This is a genomic window from Paraburkholderia fungorum (assembly GCF_003610895.1).
In the GTDB taxonomy this organism is placed as follows: Bacteria; Pseudomonadota; Gammaproteobacteria; order Burkholderiales; family Burkholderiaceae; genus Paraburkholderia; species Paraburkholderia fungorum_B.
Genome location: NZ_MCAS01000003.1, coordinates 215671 through 240081, shown reverse-complemented (window position 1 = coordinate 240081; position 24411 = coordinate 215671). Strand labels below are relative to the sequence as shown.

Annotated in this window: 23 protein-coding genes; 6 read left to right on the top strand and 17 right to left on the bottom strand. The window is 59.1% G+C overall.

Translation table 11 applies throughout. The features are described from left to right. Nucleotides 1-87: 87 nt before the first annotated feature. The 5 genes from BCY88_RS05090 to BCY88_RS05070 all read right to left on the bottom strand — a co-directional run bounded on the left by BCY88_RS05090 (nt 88) and on the right by BCY88_RS05070 (nt 5566). Complete coding sequence (locus tag BCY88_RS05090) at nt 88-993, bottom strand: LysR substrate-binding domain-containing protein (protein WP_120343231.1); 906 nt, start codon at nt 991-993, stop codon at nt 88-90. A 189-nt stretch (nt 994-1182) separates the two neighbouring features. After that, on the bottom strand, nt 1183-3426 hold the full coding sequence (locus BCY88_RS05085; protein ID WP_120343197.1) for a xanthine dehydrogenase family protein molybdopterin-binding subunit: 2244 nt from the start codon (nt 3424-3426) through the stop codon (nt 1183-1185). Then, complete coding sequence (locus BCY88_RS05080; RefSeq protein WP_120343196.1) at nt 3423-3884, bottom strand: (2Fe-2S)-binding protein; 462 nt, start codon at nt 3882-3884, stop codon at nt 3423-3425. Before BCY88_RS05080 ends, BCY88_RS05085 begins: the two co-directional genes overlap by 4 nt. A 134-nt stretch (nt 3885-4018) precedes the next feature. Continuing rightward, nucleotides 4019-4870 (bottom strand): alpha/beta fold hydrolase, encoded by an 852-nt coding sequence (locus tag BCY88_RS05075; RefSeq protein WP_259461245.1) that lies wholly within the window; start codon nt 4868-4870, stop codon nt 4019-4021. A 45-nt stretch (nt 4871-4915) separates the two neighbouring features. Further along, on the bottom strand, nt 4916-5566 hold the full coding sequence (locus BCY88_RS05070) for a c-type cytochrome (protein WP_183081284.1): 651 nt from the start codon (nt 5564-5566) through the stop codon (nt 4916-4918). Nucleotides 5567-5712: 146 nt separating this feature from the next. Here BCY88_RS05070 and BCY88_RS05065 point away from each other — a divergent pair, with 146 nt between their 5' ends. Continuing rightward, complete coding sequence (locus BCY88_RS05065; RefSeq protein ID WP_120343193.1) at nt 5713-6606, top strand: AraC family transcriptional regulator; 894 nt, start codon at nt 5713-5715, stop codon at nt 6604-6606. Between the two features lie 89 nt (nt 6607-6695). Here BCY88_RS05065 and BCY88_RS05060 read toward each other — a convergent pair whose 3' ends face one another. The 10 genes from BCY88_RS05060 to BCY88_RS05015 all read right to left on the bottom strand — a co-directional run bounded on the left by BCY88_RS05060 (nt 6696) and on the right by BCY88_RS05015 (nt 17494). Then, on the bottom strand, nt 6696-7166 hold the full coding sequence (locus BCY88_RS05060; RefSeq protein WP_183081283.1) for a RidA family protein: 471 nt from the start codon (nt 7164-7166) through the stop codon (nt 6696-6698). Between the two features lie 32 nt (nt 7167-7198). Then, the gene (locus BCY88_RS05055; RefSeq protein ID WP_120343191.1) at nt 7199-8311 is read right to left on the bottom strand and encodes an amidohydrolase family protein; all 1113 of its coding nucleotides are present in this window, start codon (nt 8309-8311) and stop codon (nt 7199-7201) included. Further along, nucleotides 8308-8787: a RidA family protein gene (locus tag BCY88_RS05050; protein WP_259461244.1), complete on the bottom strand. Its 480-nt coding sequence runs from the start codon at nt 8785-8787 to the stop codon at nt 8308-8310. Before BCY88_RS05050 ends, BCY88_RS05055 begins: the two co-directional genes overlap by 4 nt. Nucleotides 8788-8846: 59 nt before the next feature. Continuing rightward, complete coding sequence (locus tag BCY88_RS05045) at nt 8847-10037, bottom strand: acetamidase/formamidase family protein (RefSeq protein WP_259461243.1); 1191 nt, start codon at nt 10035-10037, stop codon at nt 8847-8849. Continuing rightward, nucleotides 10034-10507: a GlcG/HbpS family heme-binding protein gene (locus BCY88_RS05040; protein WP_120343189.1), complete on the bottom strand. Its 474-nt coding sequence runs from the start codon at nt 10505-10507 to the stop codon at nt 10034-10036. Before BCY88_RS05040 ends, BCY88_RS05045 begins: the two co-directional genes overlap by 4 nt. 191 nt (nt 10508-10698) lie before the next feature. After that, nucleotides 10699-12879, bottom strand: coding sequence for a xanthine dehydrogenase family protein molybdopterin-binding subunit (locus BCY88_RS05035; RefSeq protein WP_120343188.1), 2181 nt, complete (start codon nt 12877-12879; stop codon nt 10699-10701). Nucleotides 12880-12882: 3 nt separating this feature from the next. Beyond that, nucleotides 12883-13377: a (2Fe-2S)-binding protein gene (locus BCY88_RS05030; protein ID WP_120343187.1), complete on the bottom strand. Its 495-nt coding sequence runs from the start codon at nt 13375-13377 to the stop codon at nt 12883-12885. 34 nt (nt 13378-13411) lie between these two features. Next, entirely contained in the window at nt 13412-14476 is a 1065-nt protein-coding gene (locus BCY88_RS05025; protein ID WP_147408499.1) for a porin, read from the bottom strand. A 372-nt stretch (nt 14477-14848) separates the two neighbouring features. Next, nucleotides 14849-16231, bottom strand: a complete 1383-nt coding sequence (locus BCY88_RS05020) for an MFS transporter (protein ID WP_120343185.1) — start codon at nt 16229-16231, stop codon at nt 14849-14851. Nucleotides 16232-16333: 102 nt separating this feature from the next. Next, complete coding sequence (locus BCY88_RS05015; protein WP_120343184.1) at nt 16334-17494, bottom strand: alpha/beta hydrolase family protein; 1161 nt, start codon at nt 17492-17494, stop codon at nt 16334-16336. 213 nt (nt 17495-17707) lie between these two features. On the opposite strand from BCY88_RS05015, the gene BCY88_RS05010 reads away from it, so the two are divergent. The 4 genes from BCY88_RS05010 (at nt 17708) to BCY88_RS04995 (ending at nt 21281) form a co-directional block, all read left to right on the top strand. After that, entirely contained in the window at nt 17708-18637 is a 930-nt protein-coding gene (locus BCY88_RS05010; RefSeq protein WP_120343183.1) for an IclR family transcriptional regulator, read from the top strand. A 194-nt stretch (nt 18638-18831) separates the two neighbouring features. Next, entirely contained in the window at nt 18832-19119 is a 288-nt protein-coding gene (locus BCY88_RS05005; RefSeq protein WP_259461242.1) for a high-potential iron-sulfur protein, read from the top strand. Nucleotides 19120-19227: 108 nt separating this feature from the next. Beyond that, nucleotides 19228-20250: an XdhC family protein gene (locus tag BCY88_RS05000; protein WP_120343181.1), complete on the top strand. Its 1023-nt coding sequence runs from the start codon at nt 19228-19230 to the stop codon at nt 20248-20250. Between the two features lie 125 nt (nt 20251-20375). Continuing rightward, entirely contained in the window at nt 20376-21281 is a 906-nt protein-coding gene (locus BCY88_RS04995; RefSeq protein ID WP_120343180.1) for a LysR substrate-binding domain-containing protein, read from the top strand. A 106-nt stretch (nt 21282-21387) separates the two neighbouring features. Here BCY88_RS04995 and BCY88_RS04990 read toward each other — a convergent pair whose 3' ends face one another. Next, nucleotides 21388-21687 (bottom strand): DUF4148 domain-containing protein, encoded by a 300-nt coding sequence (locus BCY88_RS04990; RefSeq protein WP_120343179.1) that lies wholly within the window; start codon nt 21685-21687, stop codon nt 21388-21390. A 383-nt stretch (nt 21688-22070) separates the two neighbouring features. On the opposite strand from BCY88_RS04990, the gene BCY88_RS04985 reads away from it, so the two are divergent. After that, a complete protein-coding gene (locus tag BCY88_RS04985) occupies nt 22071-22706 on the top strand; it encodes an isochorismatase family protein (protein WP_120343178.1) in 636 nt (211 codons plus the stop codon). A 128-nt stretch (nt 22707-22834) separates the two neighbouring features. Here BCY88_RS04985 and BCY88_RS04980 read toward each other — a convergent pair whose 3' ends face one another. Further along, nucleotides 22835-24388 (bottom strand): methyl-accepting chemotaxis protein, encoded by a 1554-nt coding sequence (locus BCY88_RS04980; protein ID WP_120343177.1) that lies wholly within the window; start codon nt 24386-24388, stop codon nt 22835-22837. Nucleotides 24389-24411: the final 23 nt, after the last annotated feature.

The window sequence follows — 24411 nt, the reverse complement described above, 5'->3', positions numbered from 1 at the left end:
GCCACCTTGTTTCGATCGTGCAATCGATTGCATAATACTGACCGACCTGCATGCCGTCAAGACGGCAATTCGCTGATTCACGGCCCGTCAGAACACGAGAGCCTTTGGAATCTCGCTCACCAGAAAGTCCAGATACGCCCGGACCGACGGTAATACCCCATGCCGGAACGGCAACAAAGCAGTCAGGGTCGACTCGCCCGCGGACCATTCCGGAAGTACGGGTTGAAGCCTGCCGGCAAGGACATCGTCACGACAGATATAAGCAGGCAGCGCAACGATTCCCAGACCCATCTGGGCGGCGGCCTTCAGGCTGACCATGTCGTTGGTCATCACGCGCGGCCGCAGACGCACCTGATGCTCAACACCGTCAGAACGCCGAAGCCGCCACATGGGTTGAACGCCTGTTCGCATCATGAAAAGAGCGTCGTGACGGGCAAGCTGCTCAGGGCTGTCTGGTGTCCCGAACGCCTTAACGTAGTGTTGACCCGCGAACAGACGCCAGGGTGCAAAACCCAGTGTCCGCTGTACCAGGTTCGAGTCTGGTAAGGAATTCGAGTGTGCCCTGATGGCAAGGTCAAAATTTTCCGCAATCAGATCGACGGAGGCATCCGTGATGTGCTGGATCACATTGATCCTGGGGTATTTGCCAAGAAATTCCGGCAATAAGCTGGAGGTGGCGAACTCCGCGATTGCAGCCGCCGTCGTGACCCGGATGAGACCGCCGGGTTCAACCAGCCGGCGCTTGACGATCGCTTCCGCTGCTTGCGCTTCCTCCAGCATCAGCGCTGCGTGTTTGTAGAACTCCATGCCGGCTTCCGTCACGCTGAACTGCCGTGAGGACCGATTAATCAGGCGTACACCCAGCGACGCTTCCAGTTGCTGGATACGATAGCTGATGGTCGATTTCGGCACCGAGAGGTTGCGACTCGCCGCCGTCATTCCGCCACGATCGACAACATTCACGAAGTAATAAAAGTCGTTGAGGTCGAGCATAGTGTGTAGTTACTCAACTCCGCGTGTGCCCGGCGCTTCGAGACCCCAGGATGACCGTCATCCAGCGCCTGTACCGTAGCTCCGATATCTTGAACCATTTAACCTGAGGAGAGGGGAAAAAAAGCCGATGCGCATGCGCATCGGCACAAGGTCCCTGGTGCAGGGATGGAGCCCACCAGGGTAAGCGGTTCAGGTCTTCTGTGCCGCCTTGAACTCCGCAGCGGTAAAAGGTGTTTTTCTAAGCCGCACGCCCGTCGCATGAAATATTGCATTGCCAACGGCAGGCGCGATGGTAAGCGCCGTCGGTTCGCCGGCGCCAACCGGCGGCCGGTCGACGCGATTCACCAGCGAGATCGTTACCTCTGACGGCAATTCGCTGAACCGTATGATCGGATAGCTCGCCCAGTCGAGCGACAGCATTTCCTTCTGGTTGAAGCGCACCTCCTCCTTGAGCGAACGGCTGAGGGTTTGAATCACACACCCTTGAATCTGATTGCGCAAACCATCCGGATTCACGATCAACCCGCAATCATGCGCGACAAATACGCGTGTCACGCGGGTCTCACCGCTCTGGACGTCCACCTCCACGCAGCACACCGACGCCACATAAGCGCCGCCTGGTTCGAGTTCCGCGAAAGCGACGCCCACTCCTTCGCGAACGGGGGCGTCCGTTCTGGCCGCGGGTGCGCGCCGCACACTCCAGTTCGATATCTTCTTCACCTCCTGAAGCACCGCGATCGCCCGCTCGTCGCTCAGATGCGCGATGCGGAATTCCAACGGATCGCGACCCGCCAGACCGGCCAGTTCGTCCAGAAACGATTCGTTGGCGAACGTGTTTGCGACCGCACCCAGGCCGCGCATGGCCGATGGCCGCAGCGGGCCGTCCGGCAGCCAGCGCACGGCGACCCGTTCGTTCGGGAAGTGGTACAACGTTCTCGCACAATGATCTCCGCCCACGCGTACCGGCTTGGGCGGCAAACCCATCAGCCGGCCCGGCAAGAGGTTTCCCGCGCTCCCCATCGGGCGGGAAATGTGGGTCGGTGTCGATATCGTGTACGACCAGCTTTCGATCTTCCCGTCCGCGCCCACGCTACCCTTGATCTGTGCTTCTGCCGCTGGACATTTCGGGTCCCAGCCATGCTCGTCGTGGCGCATCCATTGCACCCGTACCGGGCGGCCGAGCGCCTGAGATATCAGTGCGGCCTCGGCCGATGCATCGTCAGCGCCATTGTGACCGTAGCAACCCGCGCCCTCCGTCCACACCACACGCACTTTCTCCTTTGGCATGCCAATCAGCGCGGCGACGGCATCGCGCAGCGGAAACGAACCCTGCGTTGCCGACCATATGGTTGCGAAATCCGCCTTGACGTCCGCCACACCACACGACGGTCCGATCGAGCCATGCGTCTGGTAAGGCGTCCGGTAAATCGCGCTCAGACGCTTGCCGGCCTGTTCGAAAGACGCGTCCGCGTCCCCGCTTTTGCGCAGTTCGGCGTCGAAGCCCTGTTCGGTATGCATCGCTTCATACACGGCCGTACTGTCGATTGCGTTTGACGGCAGTGTCCACTCAATGGACAACGCACGAGACGCGGAGACAGCCTGAAACTCCTGTTCGCAGACCACCGCAACGAAGTTCTGCTTGACGACAAGATCGATCAAACCCGGCGTATCGGCGATACTCTTTCGATCCACCTTCGCCAGTACCGCGCCATTGAGCGGCGGATGAATCACGCGTGCATGGGCCATGCCCGGCAATCGCACGTTCTGCAGGTACATATGCGCGCCCGCCACTTTCGCCGGCAGTTCGAGACGCGGCACCGGTTTGCCGATCACGGCGAACGAGCGAGGTTCTTTCATCACGACCGTCTCATCGACCGGCAGTGTCGCCCATGTCTCAGGGACCAGATCCCGATAGGCCATCGTGCGCCCCGAACCGGCGCTCTCATACACGCGCGCATCGCGCGTCGCCAACTGACTGGCAGGCACGCCCATGACTTTCGACGCCTCGGCAACGATATGGGCACGCGCGGTTGCAGCCGCCCGGCGGACCGGCAGCGTGCTCACCTGCATTGACAGGCTGCCGATGGTGGGTCCCTGATTGACCGCCACGGAGGTGTCGCCCATATTCACGATCACACGCTCAACCGGCACATCCAGTTCTTCCGCCACGAGTTGCGCAAGCGCGGTCTGCACGCCTGTCCCCAGCTCGACCTTGCCGGCATACAGGGTTACGTTCCCTCGCGTGTCGATGGCAAGCCAGGCCGACACGCGCGCTGCGTCCTGCGTCTTTGCTGCGTTGCCCGGATCGCGAGAGCCGGTCCCGGCCTCGCCCGCAGCTTGCACGTCCAGCGCGGACCAACCCAGCGACAGGGGCAGCGCGAATGAGATGGCAAGGCCGCCGCCCAGCTTGAGAAATCGCCGGCGGCTGGTCATGCCTGTTTGCCTCCAGCCGCTTCCGCCACGGCATCGAGAATCCGCAAATGCGTGCCGCAGCGACAAAGGTTTCCGTCGAGCGCCGCAATGATTTCCGCCCGCGTAGCGTGCGGCTTCTGTTTGAGCAGTGCAGCAGAGGTCATCACCATTCCGCTGATGCAATAGCCGCATTGCACCGCCTGATGCTTCACGAAAGAAGCGATCAGCGGGTTCGGCGGCTTCTGGGCCGCGAGGCCTTCCACGGTCGTGACAGGCTGAACCGCTCCCGACACCGGGAACACGCATGAACGCACTGCGTTATCCCCGAGGTGTACGGTGCATGCACCGCACTGCGCCAGCCCACAGCCGAACTTGGGACCGTTAAGCTGCAGCTCGTTTCGCAGCACATACAGCAACGGTGTGTCTGGACTCGATTTCACTTCGTGCGGCTGTCCATTGACAACGATCGTTTGAGGCACCGTTCGCTCCGTCTAAAAAGTGAGTGCTCCATGGCCCTCGCTGAAATTTCACGACGAACTCTAAACGCAGACCACGCCCGCGGACCGCCAACATATTGGACGCAGCATCCGACCAGCGGGACAATCGCCACGCGTCAGCCCGTGTAGCGCAGTAAAAACTCTCTCAGCGGCCCATTCACAAATTGTGGATGCGTGAGGTTCGGCGCATGACCGGCGCCGTCGACCGTCACAAAGCCTTTGGTATTCGGCAATCCATTTGCCAACGACCGTCCATGCGCAATGTCGATGGCCGGGTCGACGCTGCCGTGAAAAACAATGGCTGGGCAGGTGATATCCTGAAGCCGTGGCGTGAGATCGTCGCGGCCAGTCAGGGCGTCTACCGGATAGTCGAAGCCCGCCCTGCGCATTTGATGCCATGCGCGGGTCCACTTTGAAGCGTCGAAATCGCCGCCTATCAACAGCGAACGAAGCGGCTCCGCAACGAGTGCGGCCCCACTGTCTGCCCATGTCCGCTTCAACTGCGTGAAGGAATCGATCACGGACTGCTCATCAACACCGGCACGAGTCGAAATCAGCCCTAACGCGCGCACTCGATCCGGTTCGAGCAACGCCGCGCGCATGGACAGAAAACCGCCTTGCGACATCCCGACGAGTGCGGCCGAGCCAATCTCGAGATGATCGAGAAGTGCCAGCAGGTCGTGCGCGGAGTCCCAGAAACTGAACGGTTGCGCGACGGCGCCGGTCTGGCCGAAACCGCGCTGATCCCATGCAATGCAGCGAAATTCGCCTCGAAGTGCTTCAATGTTCGTTGCGAACATCGATCCGTCCATCAGGAAACCATGGGAGAAGACGACGGTGGGACCGGTAGCGTTGCCCGTATCGACGTACCACAATTTTTGTCCATCGCGATTGAAAAACGGCATGATGCCCAGCCTCTTATTGTTAATACTTAGCGTCCGACGATCGAGATCGTCACTTACCGCCATTTGAGCCTCTGGCCCGCTGCACCACTTACCAGATAATCCGAATTTTCAAGGAGTCTTAAGCCCGGCCACATAAGCGGCCACCGCCTTGATCTCGTCGTCCGAAAGCAGCGGACCTATAGTGGTCATCGGTTTGCCCTTCCCGCCCCGGCGCCCCTCCTTGTAGTTGTGCAGTTCTGCCTCGACGTACTCCTGGTGCTGGCCGGCAAGACGGGGGAAGGCGCCGGGCACACCCGCACCAGTGGCGCCATGGCACGCAATACAGGCGGTCGCACCGGCTTCGCTGCCTGCCGTGTAGACCTTTTGACCAAGCGCCGGCGCCACGGCCGTGACGGGCTTGCTATCTTTAGGCGTCTGTGTCGAGTAATAGGCCGCTAGCGCACGCATGTCGTCTTCCGACAGGTCGGCGACCATTGGCTGCATCGAGAGGCTGTGACGAAGGGGCGGATGCCCGTCCGAACCCTTGAACATCTGCAGCTGCTGGAGAAGATAGTCCGGGTTCTGTCCTGCGAGGCGTGGATAGAAACCAACGACACTATTACCGTCGGCGGTATGGCACGCTGCGCAACGCTGCGTCACGAGGTCCTGGACACGGACAGAGGAAACATCGCTTGCTTCGCTGCTTGCCGCGAGGACACCTAAAAGCGTGCCAGCGACCCATTTCGCCGTTATGCGGGAAATCACTGAACCCCTTTTCATTGACGTCTCCATTTATGCTGGTTACCGTTACGGGAGGCTACCGCAATCGATTGCAGTCATCTGACCATACTGACCGATTGTTTACCGGATAGTCCGTCAGTTTTCATTTCACGTTGGTCGCGCGCTGTTGGCCGTAGGAGGAAAAAATGGAGCACATGGAGGATTCATCGCGAGATTGCGCGAAACCAAGCCGGATACTGCAAGGGCCTTTCGGGCGCGCCAGCGTCAACTTCACCCGGCGTGCGCTGGTCGCTCATGCCCATGCGCAATATCAGTTTCTCTTCAAGCTGGCAGGCAGCGACAGCTTCTTCCGCATCGGCGAGACGCCCTATGTGCTATCGGATGGTCGAGCACTACTCATCAATCCGTGGGAATCGCACTCCAAAACCGACTCGACCGAGAATCCCTCGGTTGTCCTGTCTCTGGTGATCGAGGTCGACTGGTTGCGTACGCGGCTGCAGCTTCCGGAAAGTCCTGCGACGCGCATCTTTCCGTCTTCAAGCGTGGTATGCACGCCCGACGTGAGGCACCACGTCGACCGGCTGGCTGCGGCAATCGCCAATCCGCTGGTTGCGTGCCAGGATGCATCGCAAGCGATTCTTCAGGACCTCGTGCGAGCGGTGGTGCGTGATTTTGCCGACCCTGCACTCACGATGAGTTTCCGCTCATCGGGCAAATCAGCCGATTTCCGGATCCGCAAAGCGCTCGATTACATCAACGCAAATGCCGCGGAGAACCCTTCGGTCGCAACCGTTGCAACCTATGTCGGGCTTTCGCGATCACGGTTTTTCGAGCAGTTCAAGAACTGCGTCGGCATTCCGCCGCAGCACTACATCGACTGGACGCGGATGACGCTAGCTATCAAGCTGCTCACTGGCAGCACCAAGCCTTTGATCGACATCGCGCTGGAACTCGGCTTCGAAGAGCACAGTCATTTCACGCGCTTCTTCACCAAACACATGGCGGTACCACCCAGCGAGTTTCGTCGATATTCCATGGTGGTGGATGCACAACCGGCCGCTGAAATGCTGGTTGTTTGAACGCCATCGCGGCGAGTACCACACGCCACCGGCATCGGCCAACCGGTGGCGCTCCTGAGGTTTCACGTCATCGTGAAACGACGGTGTTGCTACTTGCCGTCAATCACCGCAACACCCTGAATTTCGATCTGGGCTTGCCCCATCAATCCGTCGACGGTGATCAGAGCGCTGCCCGGAAACTTGCCATCTGGAAAGAACTCCTTACGAATGTTGGCAAAATGCTCGCCTTGACGCACGTCGGTGATGAAGACTGTCATCGACACAATGTCTCCCACACTGCCGCCTGACTTCTTCAGCGTTTCATTGAGAAGCGTGAACGCGCGCCGTGCCTGACCGTCGAAATCGTCGATAAGCTTTCCATCCGGGCCGAAACGGCCTGTCTGGCCGGCGAAATAGACCGTCTTCTTCGGACTCTCGCTCGTCACGGCGAGCGAATAGGCGCGCGCCTGAGTAGCCGGTGTCGTGATGTAGTCTTTTGCCTGACTCGCCGTGGCACCGATACCGGCCAGCAAACCCAGCAATGCGATAACAACGTTCTTCTTGCGATTGAGATACTTCATTTCCTGCTCCTGATAGAAGGATATTTGAGTCTTTATGAACTGGCTCGTGTTCTGAATCGGGGCAACAGCGCGAGCGCATTTCCGCGGCCGATTTCCCTCAAGCGTTTGTCGTCGAAAACGCCGCATTCAGTGAGATTCTTCACGTGCTCGACCACCGTTCTGAATGGGTAGTCCGTGCCGAAAAGAATCTGCGAATCGGGCACCACCTTGGTTAGCGCACCCATCGCCACTGAATTCGACGTTTGAGCCGTGTCGTAATAGAAACGCTCCAGCTCGCACTTCAGCCCTTTGGGCAGATTCTTTGCGATCTGCGGACTTTTTGCCCAACCGGCAAAACGCTCGATCAGAAACGGCATCGTTCCGCCTGCGTGCGAAAAAATAATCCGCATGTCGGGGTAGCGCGAAGCCGTGCCGCTAGCCAGTATCTCGGCAATCGCACGCGTCGTGTCGGTTTGATACTCCACGACGTTTGGCGACACGGCCGCCTGCAGATTGCGGCAGCAATCCGCAGTGGTCGGATGCGTGTAGACAATCGCCTTGCGCCGGTTCAATTCGGCGAACACCGGATCGAACGCCGGATCACCGAGCCACTTGTTCCCATAACTCGTGTACAGCCCGATGCCATCCGCTTTCAAGACGTCGAGTGCGTAGGCGATCTCACGCAGGCTGCCTTCCACGTCCGGCAGCGGCAACGCGGCAAACAGGCCGAAGCGCCCTGGATAAGCTGACACCAGCTTTGCGCCATACTCGTTGCACTCGCGCGCCAGCTTGCGCGCTTTCTCGTTGTCGCCAAACCATATGCCGGGATTGCTGATCGACAGGATCGAAGTCGCGACGCCCGCCTGGTCCATCTGCTCGATCGAATGGGCGACCGTCCAGTTGTCCAGCGCGCGACGCGGTGTGGCCGACGCACCAGGCACGGCGTCGTCGGACGGAACCTGACTCATGTAACCCGGTGGGACCAGATGATGGTGAACATCGATCCAGTCGCGTCCCGGTGCGATAACCGACGCGCCGGAGGCGCCGGTCTGTGTCTGTGCGTTGCCGGACGGCATGCCGACCAGACTGCCTGCCGCCAGCGCAGCCAGTCCCGTGAAGAACCTTCGCCGTCCTGGGCCGCAAAGCTCGCATTCGTTGGCTGTCATTTCCCCCCCACCACCGCAGTCGCCTGGATTTCGATCAAGGCGCCGGGAATGCCGAGATTGCGAATGGCGATCAGCGCGCTTGCCGGATACTTGCCCGGCGCAAAAAATTCCCTGCGAATGTCGGCGAAGTGCTCGCCATATCGCACGTCGGTGATGAACACGGTCATCGACACGATGTCACTCAGGTTGCCACCCGATTGCTCGAGCGTTTTCTGGATGCGCTTGAAAGCGGCCCGGGCCTGGCCGTCGAAATCTCCGGGCAAAGGTTTGTTATCGAGGTCGGCGATGTTCAGCTGACCGGCAAGGTAAACGGTCTTCCCACCTTGAGTCGAAACCGACAGCGAATATGCGCGTTTGTCGGTAGCGGGAGTCGTGAGAAATTCATTCGCCTTCGCCGGTGTGATTGAAGCCATCGTGAAGCATGCTGCGGCGGCCGACATGATTGCGACCAGCGGTCGCCTGGTGGCGTGGGACATGGTACGTTCCTCTATTTACTTGTGTTGAAATCGAAGACAACCTGGGTTCGAGAATATCTTCAGGTTGCGCTGGCGGCAGCGGCAGCTTGCCCACCGCCCGTGCGTACTCCTGCACGAGTGCGCTCTGCAATCTGGTCGCGCATCGCGGGCGTGAAAATGGCCTTCGGCAGCATGCCGTGAACTGCCTTTGCGGGAATAACGCTATACGCGCTTGCGACCTGATCGGCATACTGGGTAACGCGGAAGCTGCCGGCCATGCTGTATATCGCGTAGGCTTCGGCGTCGGTTATTCCAGCGCTTGCAGCGAGCCATTTGATCTGCTCTCGCAACCCTGATTTAAGTGCGTCGGCAATCGTGTCGCCAAAGCCAAGACCGATCCAGTGCGTTGGCGTTTCGGCCATCGGCCCCGGCAGGGATGCACCCTTATGCAAGATGTACTGAATACGCAGGTCTTCCATGGCGGTTTCGATCGTGGTCTGATCGACTTGCCCGTCGCCTTGTGCGGCGTGCGAGTTGCCGGTCCATACCATTGCGCCATCCCTTGAAACCGGGAGAAACAGTGAGGTTCCCGCCACGAGTTCACTCAGCGCGATGTTGCCGCCATTGGGCCCGGTGAGAATCGCGCTTTTCGTTTCGTCTGACGCGGGCGCCGTTGCCATAAAACCCTGAATCGGTTTCAGGGGAATACGGATTCCAGGCGCGAAGTCGGCATATCGCCGCTCCTCGTCGAAACGAAAGTACTTCAAATACGGTTTATCGAAGTCTTTGGGCAATGCGCCGACGCCGCGCGGAGCCGAGTTCCAACCCCACCCGATCGGCCGGAGTTTGATCATCCGGCATTCGACCAGATCACCCGGTTGTGCCCCTTTGATCGCCACCGGACCCACCAGCGAGTACGGTCCCTGAGGATACTTGCGCCGTATCGGCTCGCGCTCGGCGAAGCTCATGCCGTATTTCGCTTCGTTGCCCCAGTTGATCCAGGTATTCACGTAACGGACCACGTCACCCGATTCGATCGTCACGACGGCGTCGGCTTTTGGATCGACCACGCCAACCCGAACTGTCCGTTCATTCGACTCGACAATGTGCTCCCGGCCCGGCGGGACATTGCCGCCCACTTGCGCCGCGACGGCCTCAACGGCGAACGGCATGGTCACACCGAGAAGACCGAGCGAGCCGCCGAGCTTCATCGCTCTACGCCGGCTCTGCGAAAGCACCTTGTCAATATGAGCAAGACCTGTGCGCGTCATTGCAATGCGTCCTTTGCGCCGATCGCGGCAATACCCGCACGAACGGCCTGCTCGTCCAGTTCCGACGGCGCCCCGCTCGCGGCAATCGCGCCTATGAGGCTGCCATTCAAAAAGATCGGCAGGCTGCCGCGTGCGGGCAGTAGCGGTGCGCCATAGCCCAGCGACGCGACGTTACCCCACACCATCGGGTTTTCCTCGTAGCGCTTTGCAAGAACATCACCTGGCGTGCCACCCGTGGCGACAACCGCGAAGGCTTTGCCACGCGCGACTTCGATGGTCACGAAACCCGCGCCATCCATTCGCGCTGACGACACCACGTGGCCACCGGTATCGAGCACAACGATGCTCAGTTGCAGGTTTCTGGTTTGTGCGAAGGCGATCGTGGCCTCAATGACCTTGCTTGCCTGTGCATAAGAAATAGTCGACCGGGTCAGCACTTGTTGCGCCTCCGCGTGATTCGTGTCGGTCATTGCGTTGTCTCCAGAGGGTTGTCCGAAATTAAGCTGATACATGCATCGTAGACCAGCGATCTCTCAAATCTTTACCCCAGAGTCCGCTTTTTTAAGCGTATTGCAGCTCGAAAGCGAATTGTTTGGCAGTCGCAATCCGACGACGTGAAGTAGCGTGATTGCAAAGCAATTCGTACAGCAATTCGAAACCGTCAGGCGAGCACATATCCGTGCTTCGCCAGCGGCAGCGAATGTATCCGCTCGCCCGTGGCAGCACCTATTGCGTTAACTAGCGCAGGAATCAGTACGGACAGCGGCGGTTCGCCGACACCACCCCAGAAACCGCCAGACGGCATCAGGAGCGATTCGACAGGCGGCATGTGGTGCATCATCATGACGGGGCAGTCCGCAAAGTTGCTTTGCACAACTTTGCCGTCCCGAATGTTGACTTCACCGAGAAACGCCGCACTCATCCCAAAGACCGCGCAAGACTCGATCTGCGCGATTACCGTATCCGGATTGACGATATATCCACAGTCGATTGCAACGATTGCGCGCTCCACTTTCACCGTCTTGTCCGGCGACACGGAGACCTCGACAGCGGCCGCTACAAAAGTGTTATCCATTTCGTTGACAGCGACGCCTGCACCCCGCCCCGTGTCGCGCGGCATATTCCATCGCGACGCGTTTGCCACGGCATCCAGTAGAGCAACGAGTTTCGGGCGTTCAGCGAGTAACTTTCGGCGATAGGCAACCGGATCCTGCTGCGTGGACACGCAGATCTCGTCGATAAAACATTCGCGCGCAAACGGATTCTGCGAGTGGTACACGGCGCGCCAGAAACCGACTGGAACCGCGGTATTACGCATCGCATACCTGACATCGAGATTCGACACCGTGTAAGGCATGTCGCGAAAGCCATCGGTCGGCATCAGGTCAACTCCGTCTTTCAGTGCCGCGGGCCGCAAAACACCGAGCACTGACGGTGACACCACGTCGATTTTCCACGCCGTCATCTGCCCGTTTTCATCGAGCGCGACACGTTGCCGAACGATTGACGCGGGCCGATAGAAGTCGTGTTGTACGTCCTCTTCCCGGCTCCAGACCATTTTGACGGCCCGGCCCGGCATCTGCTTCGCGATCAGCATGGAGAGCCGGACGTAGTCCTGACTGATTCCGCGCCGACCGAATCCTCCGCCAAGATAAAGACGGTGAACCGTCACGTTCGCCTTCGGTACGCCGGCAATATCCGCAGCGATGCCAAGCGATATGTCGGGACCTTGGGAAGGCGCCCATAAGTCCACCTTGTCCCCATCGATGCGAGCGGTGCAGTTTTGTGGCTCCATCGTCGTATGCGCGAGGAACGGCGAGAAATATTCGCTTTCAAACGTTCTGGCCGCGTTGCTGAAGACGGCCGTGGCGTCCCCGTCCTGTCGCATGGGTTTCAGATCACCTGCAAACCCCGCTTCAAGAAACGCGCGAATACTTGCGTCGTCGGTTTTCTCGTGCCCGCCGAAATCCCAGGTGATCTTCAGCGACCTGGTTGCCTGCTGTGCCCGCCACCAGTTGTCGCCGATCACCGCCACGAAATTATCGATCTTCAGCACCTTCACGATGCCCCGCTTGCCGTCTACCTCGCTGCTGTCAACCGAAACCACTTTCCCGCCGAACACAGGACACTGCACAACCGCGGCGTAGAGCATGCCCGGCACGCGAACGTCCATGCCGAACTGCGCCGTACCGTTCACTTTTGCCGGCAGATCGAGACGCTGATGGGACTTCCCCAGCAAGGTCCACGTGGATTGATCCTTGAGCTTCACATCTTTGGGAACCGGCAGCGCGCCGGCCATCGCGGCCAGTTCTCCATAGCCGAGATGGCGCCCACTTTTTGCATGAAGCACCCGGCTTCTGCTTGCGGTACATTCTTCAAGGGGGACATGCCAGCGCTGCGCCGCAGCCTGCCTGAGCATGACGCATGCGCTCGCGCCCGCCTGCCGCAGATATTGCTGTGAATCGCGAACGCTGCGGCTATCGCCCGTAATCATCGTCATGAATACATTGTTGCGCGCGACGTTCTCGGACGGCGAGGCGAACACCATCCGCACGTCTTTCCAATCGCACTCGAGTTCTTCGGCGATCAGCATCGGCAATGCGGTGGCAATACCCTGCCCCATCTCGACGCGGGCAACCTCAAGGGTAATATTGCCGTCAGGGGCAATGCGAATCCACGCATTGATTTCCACCGGATCGCCGTCCGCGGCAACGGCCGTGCCCGCTCTTCCAGCCAACGCGGCGGGCAGGTGGAAACCGAGCACGAGGCCCGGAACTGCAGCGGCCGAGGCTTTGAGAAAGCGCCGACGGGACCGCCTGACTGATTCAGGGTTCACCGTCATGCTTTATCCTTTGACCCGTTTTTTCACGGCGCTTTTTTCGTGGCCCGAGGCAGAGTCCTTGCCGCTCGCCACCAGATGGATCGCCGCCTTGATTCGGGCATACGTGCCGCACCGGCAGATGTTCGCCATTGCGGCGTCGATCGCCGCATCGTCAGGATGCGGGTTACGGGCCAACAGGTCGGTGGCGGCCATCAGCATGCCACTCTGACAATAGCCGCACTGCGGCACCTGAATGCTGATCCATGCTCGCTGCAGTTCGGCGCCTTTTCCCGAGAGCCCTTCGATCGTAGTGATCTTGCGGCCCTCGGCGCTTGATGCCGGAAGAATGCAGGAACGCACGAGTTGGCCGTCGAGATGAATTGAACACGCACCGCACGCGCCGATGCCGCAGCCGAACTTCGTACCAGTTAGTCCGACTACATCCCGTATGGCCCAGAGCAAAGGCATTTCTGGTTCAATATCAGCCTCATACCCGTCGCCATTGATGGTCAATTTCATCCGCCGCTCCCACCCGTGCCGATTCCGTCCAGCGTTAAAAGAAGTGCCGCACGCCAATCATCAACCCAGTCTGATTGATACCCGGACTGGAAGGAAACACGCTTGCGATACCGACCTGACCTTTCGAATGGTTGCGTGCGATGCCGCCTTCAGCGTACAGATCCGTCAGCTTCGACAGGTAGTGATGTATGCCGAGTTTGAAATAGCTGCCGTCTCTAGCCGCAACCTTGTCCGCGAGAAAGGTATAGTCCGCGACGATATCGTTCACTGGAGAGAGGTGGTAGGTGCCCCCAAGCGAATAGAACGTCTGATTCGTATCGAGCACGGGGTTCTTGAAATTCGCGGCATTGAGGCTGACCTTGAAATGATCGCCCGTGTACACCGCACCCACCGTAAAGGATCGTGCCACCAGCTTGTCATCGCTGGTGCCTCCCGGATCGTTGGCGTCGAGGTACGCTCCGTTCAATGCAAAGGGACCATACGTGTAGAAAATCGCCGCCGATCTCACGCGTCCGGCCGCGAAATCGCCGGCCACGCCACCGAGACTTTGCATCAATTCAGCGCTCAGACCGCCGAATGTCGGCGAGATGTACTTGATCGCATTGTTGCTCCACGTGTACTGCGCGCCGGTTATCCCTGTCAGATTCTGGTAGATCGTGTTGGAGAGCGACGCGAAATTCGCATAGCCGCTCGCGTCCGATCGATACAGCACATCGGCGAGAGGTGTAAAACTGCGGCCCAGCTGCACGGATCCGAAGCTACCTCTAAGACCGACCCACGCGCCGCGATCGAACATGTATGTTCCCGCGGAGGCAGGAAGACGGGCATTGGTGTATGCCCCATTGCCGAGCAGGAAACCGGAAGCAAGGTAGAAGTACGCTGAATAGCCGGCGCCCAGATCTTCTGTACCACTGAACACGATCTGACTGGTTTGCACGGCACCTGACTGGAAAGCCCATTGGGTGCTATTGTTGGCGCTCGCGCCGGTCCGAAACCCGATCCCTCCATCGATAATGCCCGCGAGCGTTACGCTCGACTGCGCATTTGCCGTCCCGATCAATGGAACCAGGACTGCCGATGCTAGCAGACACTTCCTCATCTTGATCTCCGATATGCTTTTGGTTTTACTTTCGTCGTTGACGTCGGAACGCTGAAATTCATCCTGCCGATAGCGTTCCGTCTGTTTGCTACGATTCAAAGGTACGCTAGCGAATAAAACACCATTAGCCCGATTGTCTGGAAAGTTACCATCTGGTCCGATTGCCAATCGAAATGTCTTTGTCTGACAAAACTGCACCAGTACATGACGTGAAATGCCCGCCTGCTTCGCCCGAGAGACGCATTACGCAAGCTGGAAAAGCGATGTGAAGTGCAGCGGATGGCCTTCAGAAAACAGCTCACGTGACTCAGTGCCCAGTGCGGCAAAACATGCACCTGACGTGCGGCCAATCCGCAGGTGAATTCGCCATCGTCAACCGACAGAGAACGCGTCACGGCCTGATCTGGCGCGGCTGCTTGCGCTGTGCCGCAGGAGTATCACCAGAACCGCAGCACACAGACACGGGACACTCAGCGCGAGATAGATGTCGCGAACGCTCCAGTCGAGCGAGAGCAGGTGCCCAGCAAGCAACGGGCCGACAATCGAGCCAATTCGACCTACGCCGATTGCCCAGCCAATACCCGTCGATCGAATCGACACTGGGTATGAACCCGCGGCGATTGCAATCAGGCCCGCGCAACTCGCCGACAGGAAAAATCCCGCGAGCGTCGAACTGATTGCCACGTGGCTGAAAACGGCGGTGAACACGCCGAGCGCGCCGACTGCCCAGGCCGATGCAAAGAAACTCAGGATCAGAACTCTAAAGTGACCGAAGCGGTGCATCAGCGATCCGATCAATACCGTGCCGACAACGGCGCCAATATTATTGAACAGCAAGGTAGCGGCTGCCGCGGACGCCGAGAAGCCAACGTTCTGAATCAGCGTAGGGGTCCAGAACGAAACCACGATCAGCGCCATCCATGCCATGAAGCACAACGCCCACAAATACAGCGTCGGTACCGCACGCCCGCGCGCGAAAAGCTCTTTCAGCGAAGCACCCTGTGCTTCCGGTGTGTCGACGATGAATCGATCTTCATGCTTTATCGCAGCGCGCGTCAATTTCTCGACAATGGCGCGCACTCTCGCAGGCGAAGCACCTTGCGTTACAAGAAAGCTGATCGATTCGGGCAGGAAGAAAATCAGCAGCAGCGCAACAAGAAGCGGGACAATGCCGCCGATGTAAAACGACGCCTGCCAGCCCGCGGTCTGAATCAGCGCCGTACTTGCGGCCGAACCCAGCATGCCGCCGAGCGGTACAGCGGCCCACAGTATCGTGACGAATTGAGTGCGCCGTTGCAGCGGTAAATACTCTGCCGCGAGGCCGATGAAACTCGGCGAAGCACCGCCCAATGCCAGGCCAACAATAAACCGGTACAGCAGGAGCGAGCCAAACGAATGGGCCAGTGCCGTGAACAGTGTAAAAATCGCAAACACCGACGTTGTCGCGATAAGCAGCCGGCGGCGCCCCCAGCGGTCGGCGGCAGGCCCAAAAACCAGCGCTCCGATGAAAAACCCGACCTGTGAGGCACTGAATATGGAGCCAAAATCGGCTACCCGAAGATCGAGCGATTGAGCAATCGAGCGCGCGGCCGGCCCGAGTAGCTGGCTATCAAAACCATCAATCAACGCCACCAACGCACAAAGACCGAAGACCCGGATCTGGAAGGCGCCCAGCGGGCTCTCTTCGATCAGCTTGACGACATTCACACCTTCCGTGCTCGCCAAAGCTGCGGCTTGTTCGGATTCGTAGTTCAATGCTCAATCCCTCGATTCTGATCGCGTGACCCGACGGCCCCGCACTGCCGACTAGCGCCGGAAGGCAAGACCGCCGGGACGAACCTCACGGCACCTCGGGAATCAGAGGTGATCCACCATCCAGTCCGCAATCAGGCTCACCGCCGGCTCCTGCCGATCCAGCTGGACGTGCGCCGCACCGCCTTCAGCACGCGTAAACACCCGCAGCGCCTTGTTCTTCGACCCGATTTCATCATAGAGTTTTTGCGCATCCGACAATGGTGTTTGCTTGTCGTCCTCGCCGTGCACGAGCAGGATATCGCACGAGATATTGTGTGCCACACCCTTCAGGGTGAACGATTCGAACTTCTGCAGAGCCTGATCGAAATCCGTTGCGCCGATAATATTCAGCAGGTGCTTGCCGGTCGTTCCCAGCGCGGCGCGATAGTCGACCGTTGCCTTGGCGCCCGGTTGCAGATTGAGTCGGCGCAGCCAGACAGCGTGATAGTCATAGATCGCGCCCCACGCAACGCATGCCTTGACACGCTTCTCGAAAGCAACCGCACGCGGGGCGTAATATCCGCCCATGCTCGCCGCAATCAAACCGACCCGCTTTGCATCGACGACGTCGCTGCGGCTCGCGAGGTAGTCGTACGAAGCACCGGCGGCCACCTCTGAATCGTGGCGCGCTTTAAGCCCCTTTAGCCGCAGCGTCGCGCCCTGCCCAGGATTGTCCACGGCCAGGCAGGAAATACCGCGCGCGGCCAAAGCCTGCGCCATCAACACCATTTCCTCTTTGGTGCCGTCCAGACCGTCGGAAAGGATCACCGCCGGCGCCGGGCCGGACACGCCCTCGGCCTTGACGAAGTAAGCTGAGAGGCTGGTGTCTCCAAACGGAACTTCGACCACTTCGATCGGATTCGGCAGCAAACTGCCTGAATCGCGGAAGCAGGTCAGGTGACGCTCGTACGACTTCGCAGCACGGTCATCGTCCGGATCGACAAAGGCTTCCGCCCATTGCCAATAGTGCGTAGCACGCATCAGCGCTGACGCGGCGGTCTGTTTCTTACCCGATTCCAGCGCGGTACGGCCGATCTCTTCCACTTGAATCGCAAGCTTTTTCCATGCGGCATGCCACGCTTCGTTGTCGCCTTGCGGGGCAACGTTGGCTGCGTCCTGCAGATCTTGCAGCGCCCAGTGAATCTCACCGAAGTGACCGCCGCTGGCAAGACAGCGCATTACCGCGAGGGACCACATGTAGTTATCGGGAAAGTATTTAAACATTTCGAAATCCTTATATATATCTTGGAAACCAGGTGCGACAGCCGTTGCTGGGACCGTTGAACGAGAAGTCGAGTCCATCGTACGGGACGTGGTCCGTCGAACGCTTACCCGAATGTCCCGCGACTGCTCCGATTGTCCTTTTTACCTTTCCCGAACTCGCGTCTGCGCCCCGATGGCTGGGCCTCAAACGCGACAACTCATGATTTCCACCAGATGGACATCAATGTGAAATCGCGAAACACCATATTCCATGGGGTTTCAAATCGGTCTCTCCACTCACCCGTACCTTCGGCCACTTCTCAATCGCTCGAACCGGCACTAGACTTCCGCGCTATAGAAGCACTGAGGAAGTACTGGGGGAGAGACATGGTTGCCACCTCGAGATCGGTAGAGCGCGCGTTGCATCTTGTGCGCCTGCTGGCCGCGTCCGGACGTCGAGGCCTTGCGTTAACAGACCTGGCGCGTTTGACGGACATGCCCCATTCAACTGTCCATCGTCTGCTGCAGCGTCTGATATCCGAGCGGCTCGCGCAGCAACTGGAAAGTAGCAAGCGCTATGCGCTTGGGTCGCTCGCGTTCGAACTCGGAATCGCCGCAGCCGCGCAATTCGACATCTGGCAACCCGCCCGTGCCTTACTGCGCACATTCGTCGATGAAGTGGGCGACACCGCGTACCTGGTCGTTCGCAGCGGGATGGAAGCTGTGTGCATCGAACGTGTAGAAGGCCCCTCTCCTGTGCGCGTTCTGACGCTCGAAGCCGGCAGTCGCCACCCGCTCGGACTCGGCGCAGGCGGCCTTGCAATACTCGCGGCGCTACCGGACGACGAACGGGAAGACACGATAAGCAGCATTGCGCCCGATATTCTCGTGCAAGGAAAGTTGACCGAAGCAGGTTTGTATGCATCGATCGCCGACTGCCAGCGCAACGGATACGCGCATGTACGCAACCGGGTGACGCTTGGAACATCTGCAGTTGGAGTTCATATCCGTGACGCACTGGGAAACCCGATCGCGGCCATCAGTGTTGCAGCGATCGACTCACGCATGAGCCGCCAGCGCATCGCCACTTTGGCAACGCAATTGCAAGGCACAGCAAAGCAGATTCAACATACCTTGAAGAATGCTTCGACATCGCTGGGCTAACTGTACCTTCAATGATCGTTCAATTCGCCGGACGATGCGTCCAACGATCTGTACGTTTCGCATGGAAGGAGCCCCCTTTATCATCGAATTCGGTCCTCGTAGACGCATCCATTCATTTCTGGTCGTACCCCCCACAACTACATAGGTATATCAACATGAAGAGTGTAGATTCGCATCGCCGCAGTTTCCTGCTCATGAACGTCGCTATCGTTTCGACCGCGCTTCTTGCGAAGCTCCCCCAGGCCCACGCCGCGGACAATCAGGTTCAGGACAGTGACCCGATGGCTCAGGCCATGGGCTATCGCACCGACGCGGCCAATGTCGACAAGGCCAGGTACGCCAAATTTGCCGCCGGTCAGAACTGCGGCAACTGTTCGCTATACCAGGGACAAGCTGGCGCTGCTTCAGGCGGATGCCCCATATTCGCGGGGAAAACTGTCGCGAGCACGGGCTGGTGTAGCGCCTACGCAAAGAAAAGCTGAACCTTGGGGAATCTGCGAACCCTCCCAAATGGAGGTTCGCAGATTCGCAAAAATCGCCGCGGCCATGGTTCCGGAGTTCATCGGCACTCAGGCGAAAGGGAGTAAATCATGGACAGCGTAGATCTCGAGGTCATAAGGTCGTGCGCGCGGTGGCTCGAAAACGGACATCGCGCGCTGCTGGTGACCGTTGTGAAAACATGGGGTTCATCACCGCGTCCTGAAGGCGCGATGCTCGCCGTGCGCGACGACGGCATCGTTGTCGGCTCTGTCTCCGGCGGTTGCATTGAAGACGATCTGATCGAGCGTGTGCGGCAACGCGGCATCGAGCAAGCGCGACCCGAGACGATCAAATACGGCATCACCGCGGAAGAAGCGCATCGTTTCGGTTTGCCGTGCGGCGGTACGATCCAGTTAGTGCTCGAACCGCTATCACGGAATAGCCGCATGGCCGACCTGTGCCGCCTGGTGGAAGACGGCCACCTCGTCGCACGTCACGTCGATATGACAACCGGCGCTGTACGGCTCGTCCCTGCACCGGTTGTCGGCGGCGTCGATCTGAACGAGCAGCGGCTGCTGACCGTTCACGGCCCGCGCTATCGGATGCTGGTGATTGGCGCAGGGCAGCTATCGCACTACCTCTGCCAGATCGCCGTGGGTCTCGACTATCAGGTGACCGTCTGTGATCCACGCGAGGAGTACACCGATGAGTGGGATGTTCCGGGAACGAAGATCGTACGCACAATGCCGGACGATACGGTACTCGACATGAAACTCGACGCGCGCTGCGCGGTAATCGCCCTGACTCATGATCCGAAGCTTGACGATCTCGCGCTTATGGAGGCATTGAAGACAGCCGCATTTTACGTAGGCGCACTGGGATCACGCCGCAATAATGCTGCGAGGCGCGAGCGACTCAAGGAATTTGATCTGGACGATAGTGAACTGGCAAGATTGCGTGGGCCAGTGGGTATCTACATCGGTAGTCGCACACCACCGGAAATCGCCGTGTCTATTCTGGCCGAGGTGACCGCGGCGAAAAACGGCGTATCGTTGCCGACGCTGCTGCAGGTCGAAGGGGCGAAGGCTGCTCGCGAGATTGCTTCGAGCAGAGCGACGGCCTGCAGCGTGTAACGAAAGTCCTGGTGCACAAACTCTCTTTTATTAGGTAAAAGCAGAGAACATCCGCGAGGAGAGGCGCACCCGGGCCGATGCCCCGGGTCACCCACTGGCATGGCTCACACAAGGACTGTTGCTCAATGCTCGATCTGAACGCTTTCTATTACTTCGTCCAGGTGGTGGATCACAGGGGCATCACAGCGGCTGCACGCGCGCTCTCTGTCCCGAAGTCGACGATCAGCAATCGCATCCAGCAGCTTGAGACCGCCCTCGACGCCCGCCTGATCAATCGCACGTCCCGGCAATTCGCCGTCACCGACGTCGGCGCCGAGTTCTATACGCAAGCGGCATTGGTGCTCCAGGCAGCAGAGGTTGCGGAGAGCGGAGTCAGACGCAGGATGACGGAACCCAGCGGCCCAATCCGACTCTCCGTGGCGGTGGCCATGGCACAGTTTGCAATGCGGGATCTGCTGCCGGAGTTCAGCCTGAGGTATCCGAAAGTAACCATTGTGCAGCAATCGTCTGACCAGGAAGTAGACATCGTTGCCGAGGGTTTCGACCTCGCAATCAGAGCACATACTGCACCGCTGCCTGATTCCCAACTGGTCCAGCGGCCACTCGCACTTACCCCGTGGATGCTGTTCTGCGGCGCAGACTATGCCGCACAGGCCGGCCTGCCCGCCGCGCCGGAAGAGTTGTCGAAGCGCCCCGCTCTTTTCATGGTGCGTGAAGGTGTCCCCCACCAATGGACCTTACGTCACGCGGATCAACGAGAATGTACGGTGCGTCTGGAGCCACGACTGATGACGGACTGCATGGCGAGCCTGAAGCAGGCCGCAAAGATGGGGCTGGGGATCGTGGCGTTGCCAGGCTATGTGTGCCGCGACGAGGTTCGCGCAGGCAGTCTGGTTCGCGTTCTTCCGGAGTGGACAGCCGCCGAAGCCAGGATCACTGCGCTGGTGCCAAACCGCCAGGGGCTGCTGCCGTCTGTGCGCGCATTGCTGGATTTTCTTGTGACTGAGATGCCTAAGGCAGTGGCCATCTAGCACGCGATCCTTCGCTCAGCGGCATTTTTCCGATATCGCCAATTCTTCAGTGCAATTAGCCTGCTTCGCCGGCGCGCAGTCCGCGCCGGTCGATCTGCTCATACGGTTACTGTACGCCGGCAGGCGTGGCTGAAGCGCCGGAACGGGACGATCCATCCATCGCCGCACCATAGCCGCTTGCGCCGCCCGCCGCGGCCATTTTCTTCACAGCGACCTGGTTCTCCGCAGCGCGAAGGTTCGAAGGATAAGTGGGATCGTTTTGAGTGGGCTCATATCCTGCCTTCTCAAGCTGGACCAGTTCGTCGCGAACTTGAGCGCGGCTCACCGGTGCCGAAGATTGTGCGAACGAGCTGAAAGAAGCGGCAAGTGCCGAAGCAAAGACCACGGTGTAAGCGAGTTTTTTCATTTTTACGTACCTCTGATGGTTTTGAAGTTTGGGCAGGCGGCGAACGTCGAATCGATCCGCCGCAACTGTTAGCGGCAGTTTAACGAGGCCCCGACATCGGGTTAATACGTAAACGAATAACGCATCGTTGCGCAGACGACGTCAATGCGCTTTTGCGACCGACTTACTCGTTCTCCTTATCCTTTCCAACGTCAAAATTTCGCTTTTCCGCTTGCTTTTTCGCATGACCATTCGATATCCGAACTTAAATCCGCTTCCGAATGCTTCCTGCTTCTATCGTCCAGAACTTAGGAAACTGAGTCCGGTACGTTGGCCGACAAAGACACGTTCCGGCATAGATGGCATGTCAGAATTATCGCTACCTACAACCCAAGGAGAACGTCATGACAGGACAGCTGCCGGTTAAAGAAAAGCTCACCAGGCACAACGCAGTTCTACTACACGTCGATCATCAGGAAGGGCTCTACACGGGCGTGCGCGACATTACTCCCCTGGAGCTCAAGCATCACGTGGTCGGCCTTACCAAGGCTGCTCTCGCGCTCGATATTCCTATCGTTGTAACCACCACGACTGAAAGCCTTTGGGGTCCCATGATTCCTGAGTTGGCCGCCGCGCTCGAGAACCACGAGGTTATCGAACGAACGACTGTCAGCGCATGGGATGAGCCCCGGGTTGTCCGTGCAGTTCAGGCAACCGGGCGCAAGCACCTCATCGTGACGGGCGTCTCCACCGACGTATGTTTGGCTCTCCCGGCACTCGCCGCGCTACGCGACGGATATACGACCTACGCCGTCATCGACGCTTCCGGCGGTTTTTCGCAGGCACAGGTGGACCTTGGCGTCGCCCGTATGGTGCAAGCCGGTGTTGTCCCGGTGGGATACTCGACGGTTGCCGTCGAGTTGCTCGGCGACAACGCAGCACCGGAAGCTCAGGCTGTCTACGCGGGTCTGAGCATTCCGTTCAGCAACATGGTATTTGGCTTGAAGCAATACTGGGAATCGTCGAAGCAGACGCGCTGATCGGCCAATAAAAAACTGGCCCTCAGGCAGGGTGATCCGGCGAGATTGCAGCGCAACGCGCTCGCCGGCCTGTCCTTTTCACGTCACCATTTTCCTTGACTCGATGTCGCAATCGAGCGGGCAACGTGCTACTCAAGCCTGAATATGCCAACCGCTTCAGACAGACTCTGCACCTGAGCGTCGAGTGACGCTGCTGCTTCGGCCACCTGCAGCACCACGTTGGTGTTTCGCTGGGTCGCCTCGTCGATGTATGAGATTGCCTCTGACACCTGAGAGATTCCCCGGCTCTGCTCTGCCGACGCCTCCGATATCTGCGACAGATTCGATTCGATTCCCTTGATGTGCCGAACCAGGCTGGCCATGCCCTCTCTCGCGCGCTGCACCATGCCATTACCGCTTTCGACGTTGACCAGCGCCTCGTCGATCAATCCGGAAATGGCAGTGACCGATTCGTTTGCGCGCCGTGCAAGCTCGCGCACTTCCGATGCGACTACTGCAAAGCCTCGCCCCTCCACACCCGCACGGGCCGCCTCGACCGCCGCGTTCAACGCAAGGATATTTGTCTGCGCTGAAATTCCCGACACGACGGAAACAAAATCGCGCATGCGCTGCGCGCTGCCGGTGATCCTGGACATGCCCACGACAATCTGATCGATGTGCTCGTCCGCTGTCGACACCTGCTTGACGGCCACCCTTGCAAGATCCGTGGCGTGCACGACGCTTTCGGCATTCTGCTGTACCGTCGCCGTCAATTCCTCGACACTTGCTGCGGTCTGCTGGAGTGCTGCCGCCTGTTGCTCGGAACGATGCGAGAGATCGTCGTGTCCTTGACGCAATTCTCGCGTACCCGCCGAAATCGATTCGGTGGCGTGGTGAATCTTGCGGAGCATGGCATACAAATTGTCGGACATGCGCAGCACCGACGAGGCAATGCTCGAGTCCTGCGATGGCTTGCCGCCCTCCATAGGGCCGCGCGCAACCGATGCACTGGACAGATCGCCCTGCGCGATACGACGCGCCACATCCGCCACATCGCGCGGTTCACCGCCGATCGCACTCTGGACGTTTCCGATCAGCCGATAGCCCATCAGGAACAGCAGCACGGCGGTGACCGTCAAAGCGATAAGTGTTTGCCTCGCAGCACCGTAAAACTCGGCGTCCATATCGTCCGTGAAAAAGCCCGTGACGATCCACCAGTTCCACGGCTTGAATTCGGTCATGCCGTTGAGCTTCTCCGAGAAGCCGGCTTCGCCCGGTTTTTTGAAGGCGACCGAAATAATCGATACGCCGTTCGAACCCATCGCATCGCGCCATGCGTCGTAATCGGAATGGCCGTCGAGTGTTTTTCCAAGGGAAACCGTTCCCACCTGCTTTGGATCGGGATGCTCCAGCATCACGCCGTCAGGTGAGCGCACGATGTAATAGCTTTTTGGTGCGTTAGCCAACCTGGCCAGCGTGTCCAATGCCGCTCGCTGCGCCTCGCCGTGCGTCAATGCCCCCCGCTGCTCCTGTTGAGCATAGTAGGTAACAAGATTGCGCGCCGAGTAGAGCATATTGGTAATCTCGGCTTTTCGCGCGTCACGCATCGAGGTCTTGAGCGTCCAGAGCGACGACCCTCCGAGGCCGGCCAGACCGACCATGGCAATGCCGATCAATAGCCAGAGCCGGGTAGACATTTTCATTCCTGGTTTTCCTTCGGAGAGCG

What these genes read in the sequence shown, in the direction of transcription:
- BCY88_RS05050 (WP_259461244.1), bottom strand. Translation starts at nt 8,787, where the DNA reads ATGTCCCACGCCACCAGGCGACCGCTGGTCGCAATCATGTCGGCCGCC.
- BCY88_RS05000 (WP_120343181.1), top strand. Translation starts at nt 19,228, where the DNA reads ATGGACAGCGTAGATCTCGAGGTCATAAGGTCGTGCGCGCGGTGGCTC.
- BCY88_RS05090 (WP_120343231.1), bottom strand. Translation starts at nt 993, where the DNA reads ATGCTCGACCTCAACGACTTTTATTACTTCGTGAATGTTGTCGATCGT.
- BCY88_RS05030 (WP_120343187.1), bottom strand. Translation starts at nt 13,377, where the DNA reads ATGAAATTGACCATCAATGGCGACGGGTATGAGGCTGATATTGAACCA.
- BCY88_RS04990 (WP_120343179.1), bottom strand. Translation starts at nt 21,687, where the DNA reads ATGAAAAAACTCGCTTACACCGTGGTCTTTGCTTCGGCACTTGCCGCT.
- BCY88_RS04995 (WP_120343180.1), top strand. Translation starts at nt 20,376, where the DNA reads ATGCTCGATCTGAACGCTTTCTATTACTTCGTCCAGGTGGTGGATCAC.
- BCY88_RS05045 (WP_259461243.1), bottom strand. Translation starts at nt 10,037, where the DNA reads ATGACGCGCACAGGTCTTGCTCATATTGACAAGGTGCTTTCGCAGAGC.
- BCY88_RS05010 (WP_120343183.1), top strand. Translation starts at nt 17,708, where the DNA reads ATGGACATCAATGTGAAATCGCGAAACACCATATTCCATGGGGTTTCA.
- BCY88_RS04980 (WP_120343177.1), bottom strand. Translation starts at nt 24,388, where the DNA reads ATGAAAATGTCTACCCGGCTCTGGCTATTGATCGGCATTGCCATGGTC.
- BCY88_RS05025 (WP_147408499.1), bottom strand. Translation starts at nt 14,476, where the DNA reads ATGAGGAAGTGTCTGCTAGCATCGGCAGTCCTGGTTCCATTGATCGGG.
- BCY88_RS05035 (WP_120343188.1), bottom strand. Translation starts at nt 12,879, where the DNA reads ATGACGGTGAACCCTGAATCAGTCAGGCGGTCCCGTCGGCGCTTTCTC.
- BCY88_RS05060 (WP_183081283.1), bottom strand. Translation starts at nt 7,166, where the DNA reads ATGAAGTATCTCAATCGCAAGAAGAACGTTGTTATCGCATTGCTGGGT.
- BCY88_RS05085 (WP_120343197.1), bottom strand. Translation starts at nt 3,426, where the DNA reads ATGACCAGCCGCCGGCGATTTCTCAAGCTGGGCGGCGGCCTTGCCATC.
- BCY88_RS05055 (WP_120343191.1), bottom strand. Translation starts at nt 8,311, where the DNA reads ATGACAGCCAACGAATGCGAGCTTTGCGGCCCAGGACGGCGAAGGTTC.
- BCY88_RS04985 (WP_120343178.1), top strand. Translation starts at nt 22,071, where the DNA reads ATGACAGGACAGCTGCCGGTTAAAGAAAAGCTCACCAGGCACAACGCA.
- BCY88_RS05075 (WP_259461245.1), bottom strand. Translation starts at nt 4,870, where the DNA reads ATGGCGGTAAGTGACGATCTCGATCGTCGGACGCTAAGTATTAACAAT.
- BCY88_RS05015 (WP_120343184.1), bottom strand. Translation starts at nt 17,494, where the DNA reads ATGTTTAAATACTTTCCCGATAACTACATGTGGTCCCTCGCGGTAATG.
- BCY88_RS05005 (WP_259461242.1), top strand. Translation starts at nt 18,832, where the DNA reads ATGAACGTCGCTATCGTTTCGACCGCGCTTCTTGCGAAGCTCCCCCAG.
- BCY88_RS05065 (WP_120343193.1), top strand. Translation starts at nt 5,713, where the DNA reads ATGGAGCACATGGAGGATTCATCGCGAGATTGCGCGAAACCAAGCCGG.
- BCY88_RS05070 (WP_183081284.1), bottom strand. Translation starts at nt 5,566, where the DNA reads ATGAAAAGGGGTTCAGTGATTTCCCGCATAACGGCGAAATGGGTCGCT.
- BCY88_RS05040 (WP_120343189.1), bottom strand. Translation starts at nt 10,507, where the DNA reads ATGACCGACACGAATCACGCGGAGGCGCAACAAGTGCTGACCCGGTCG.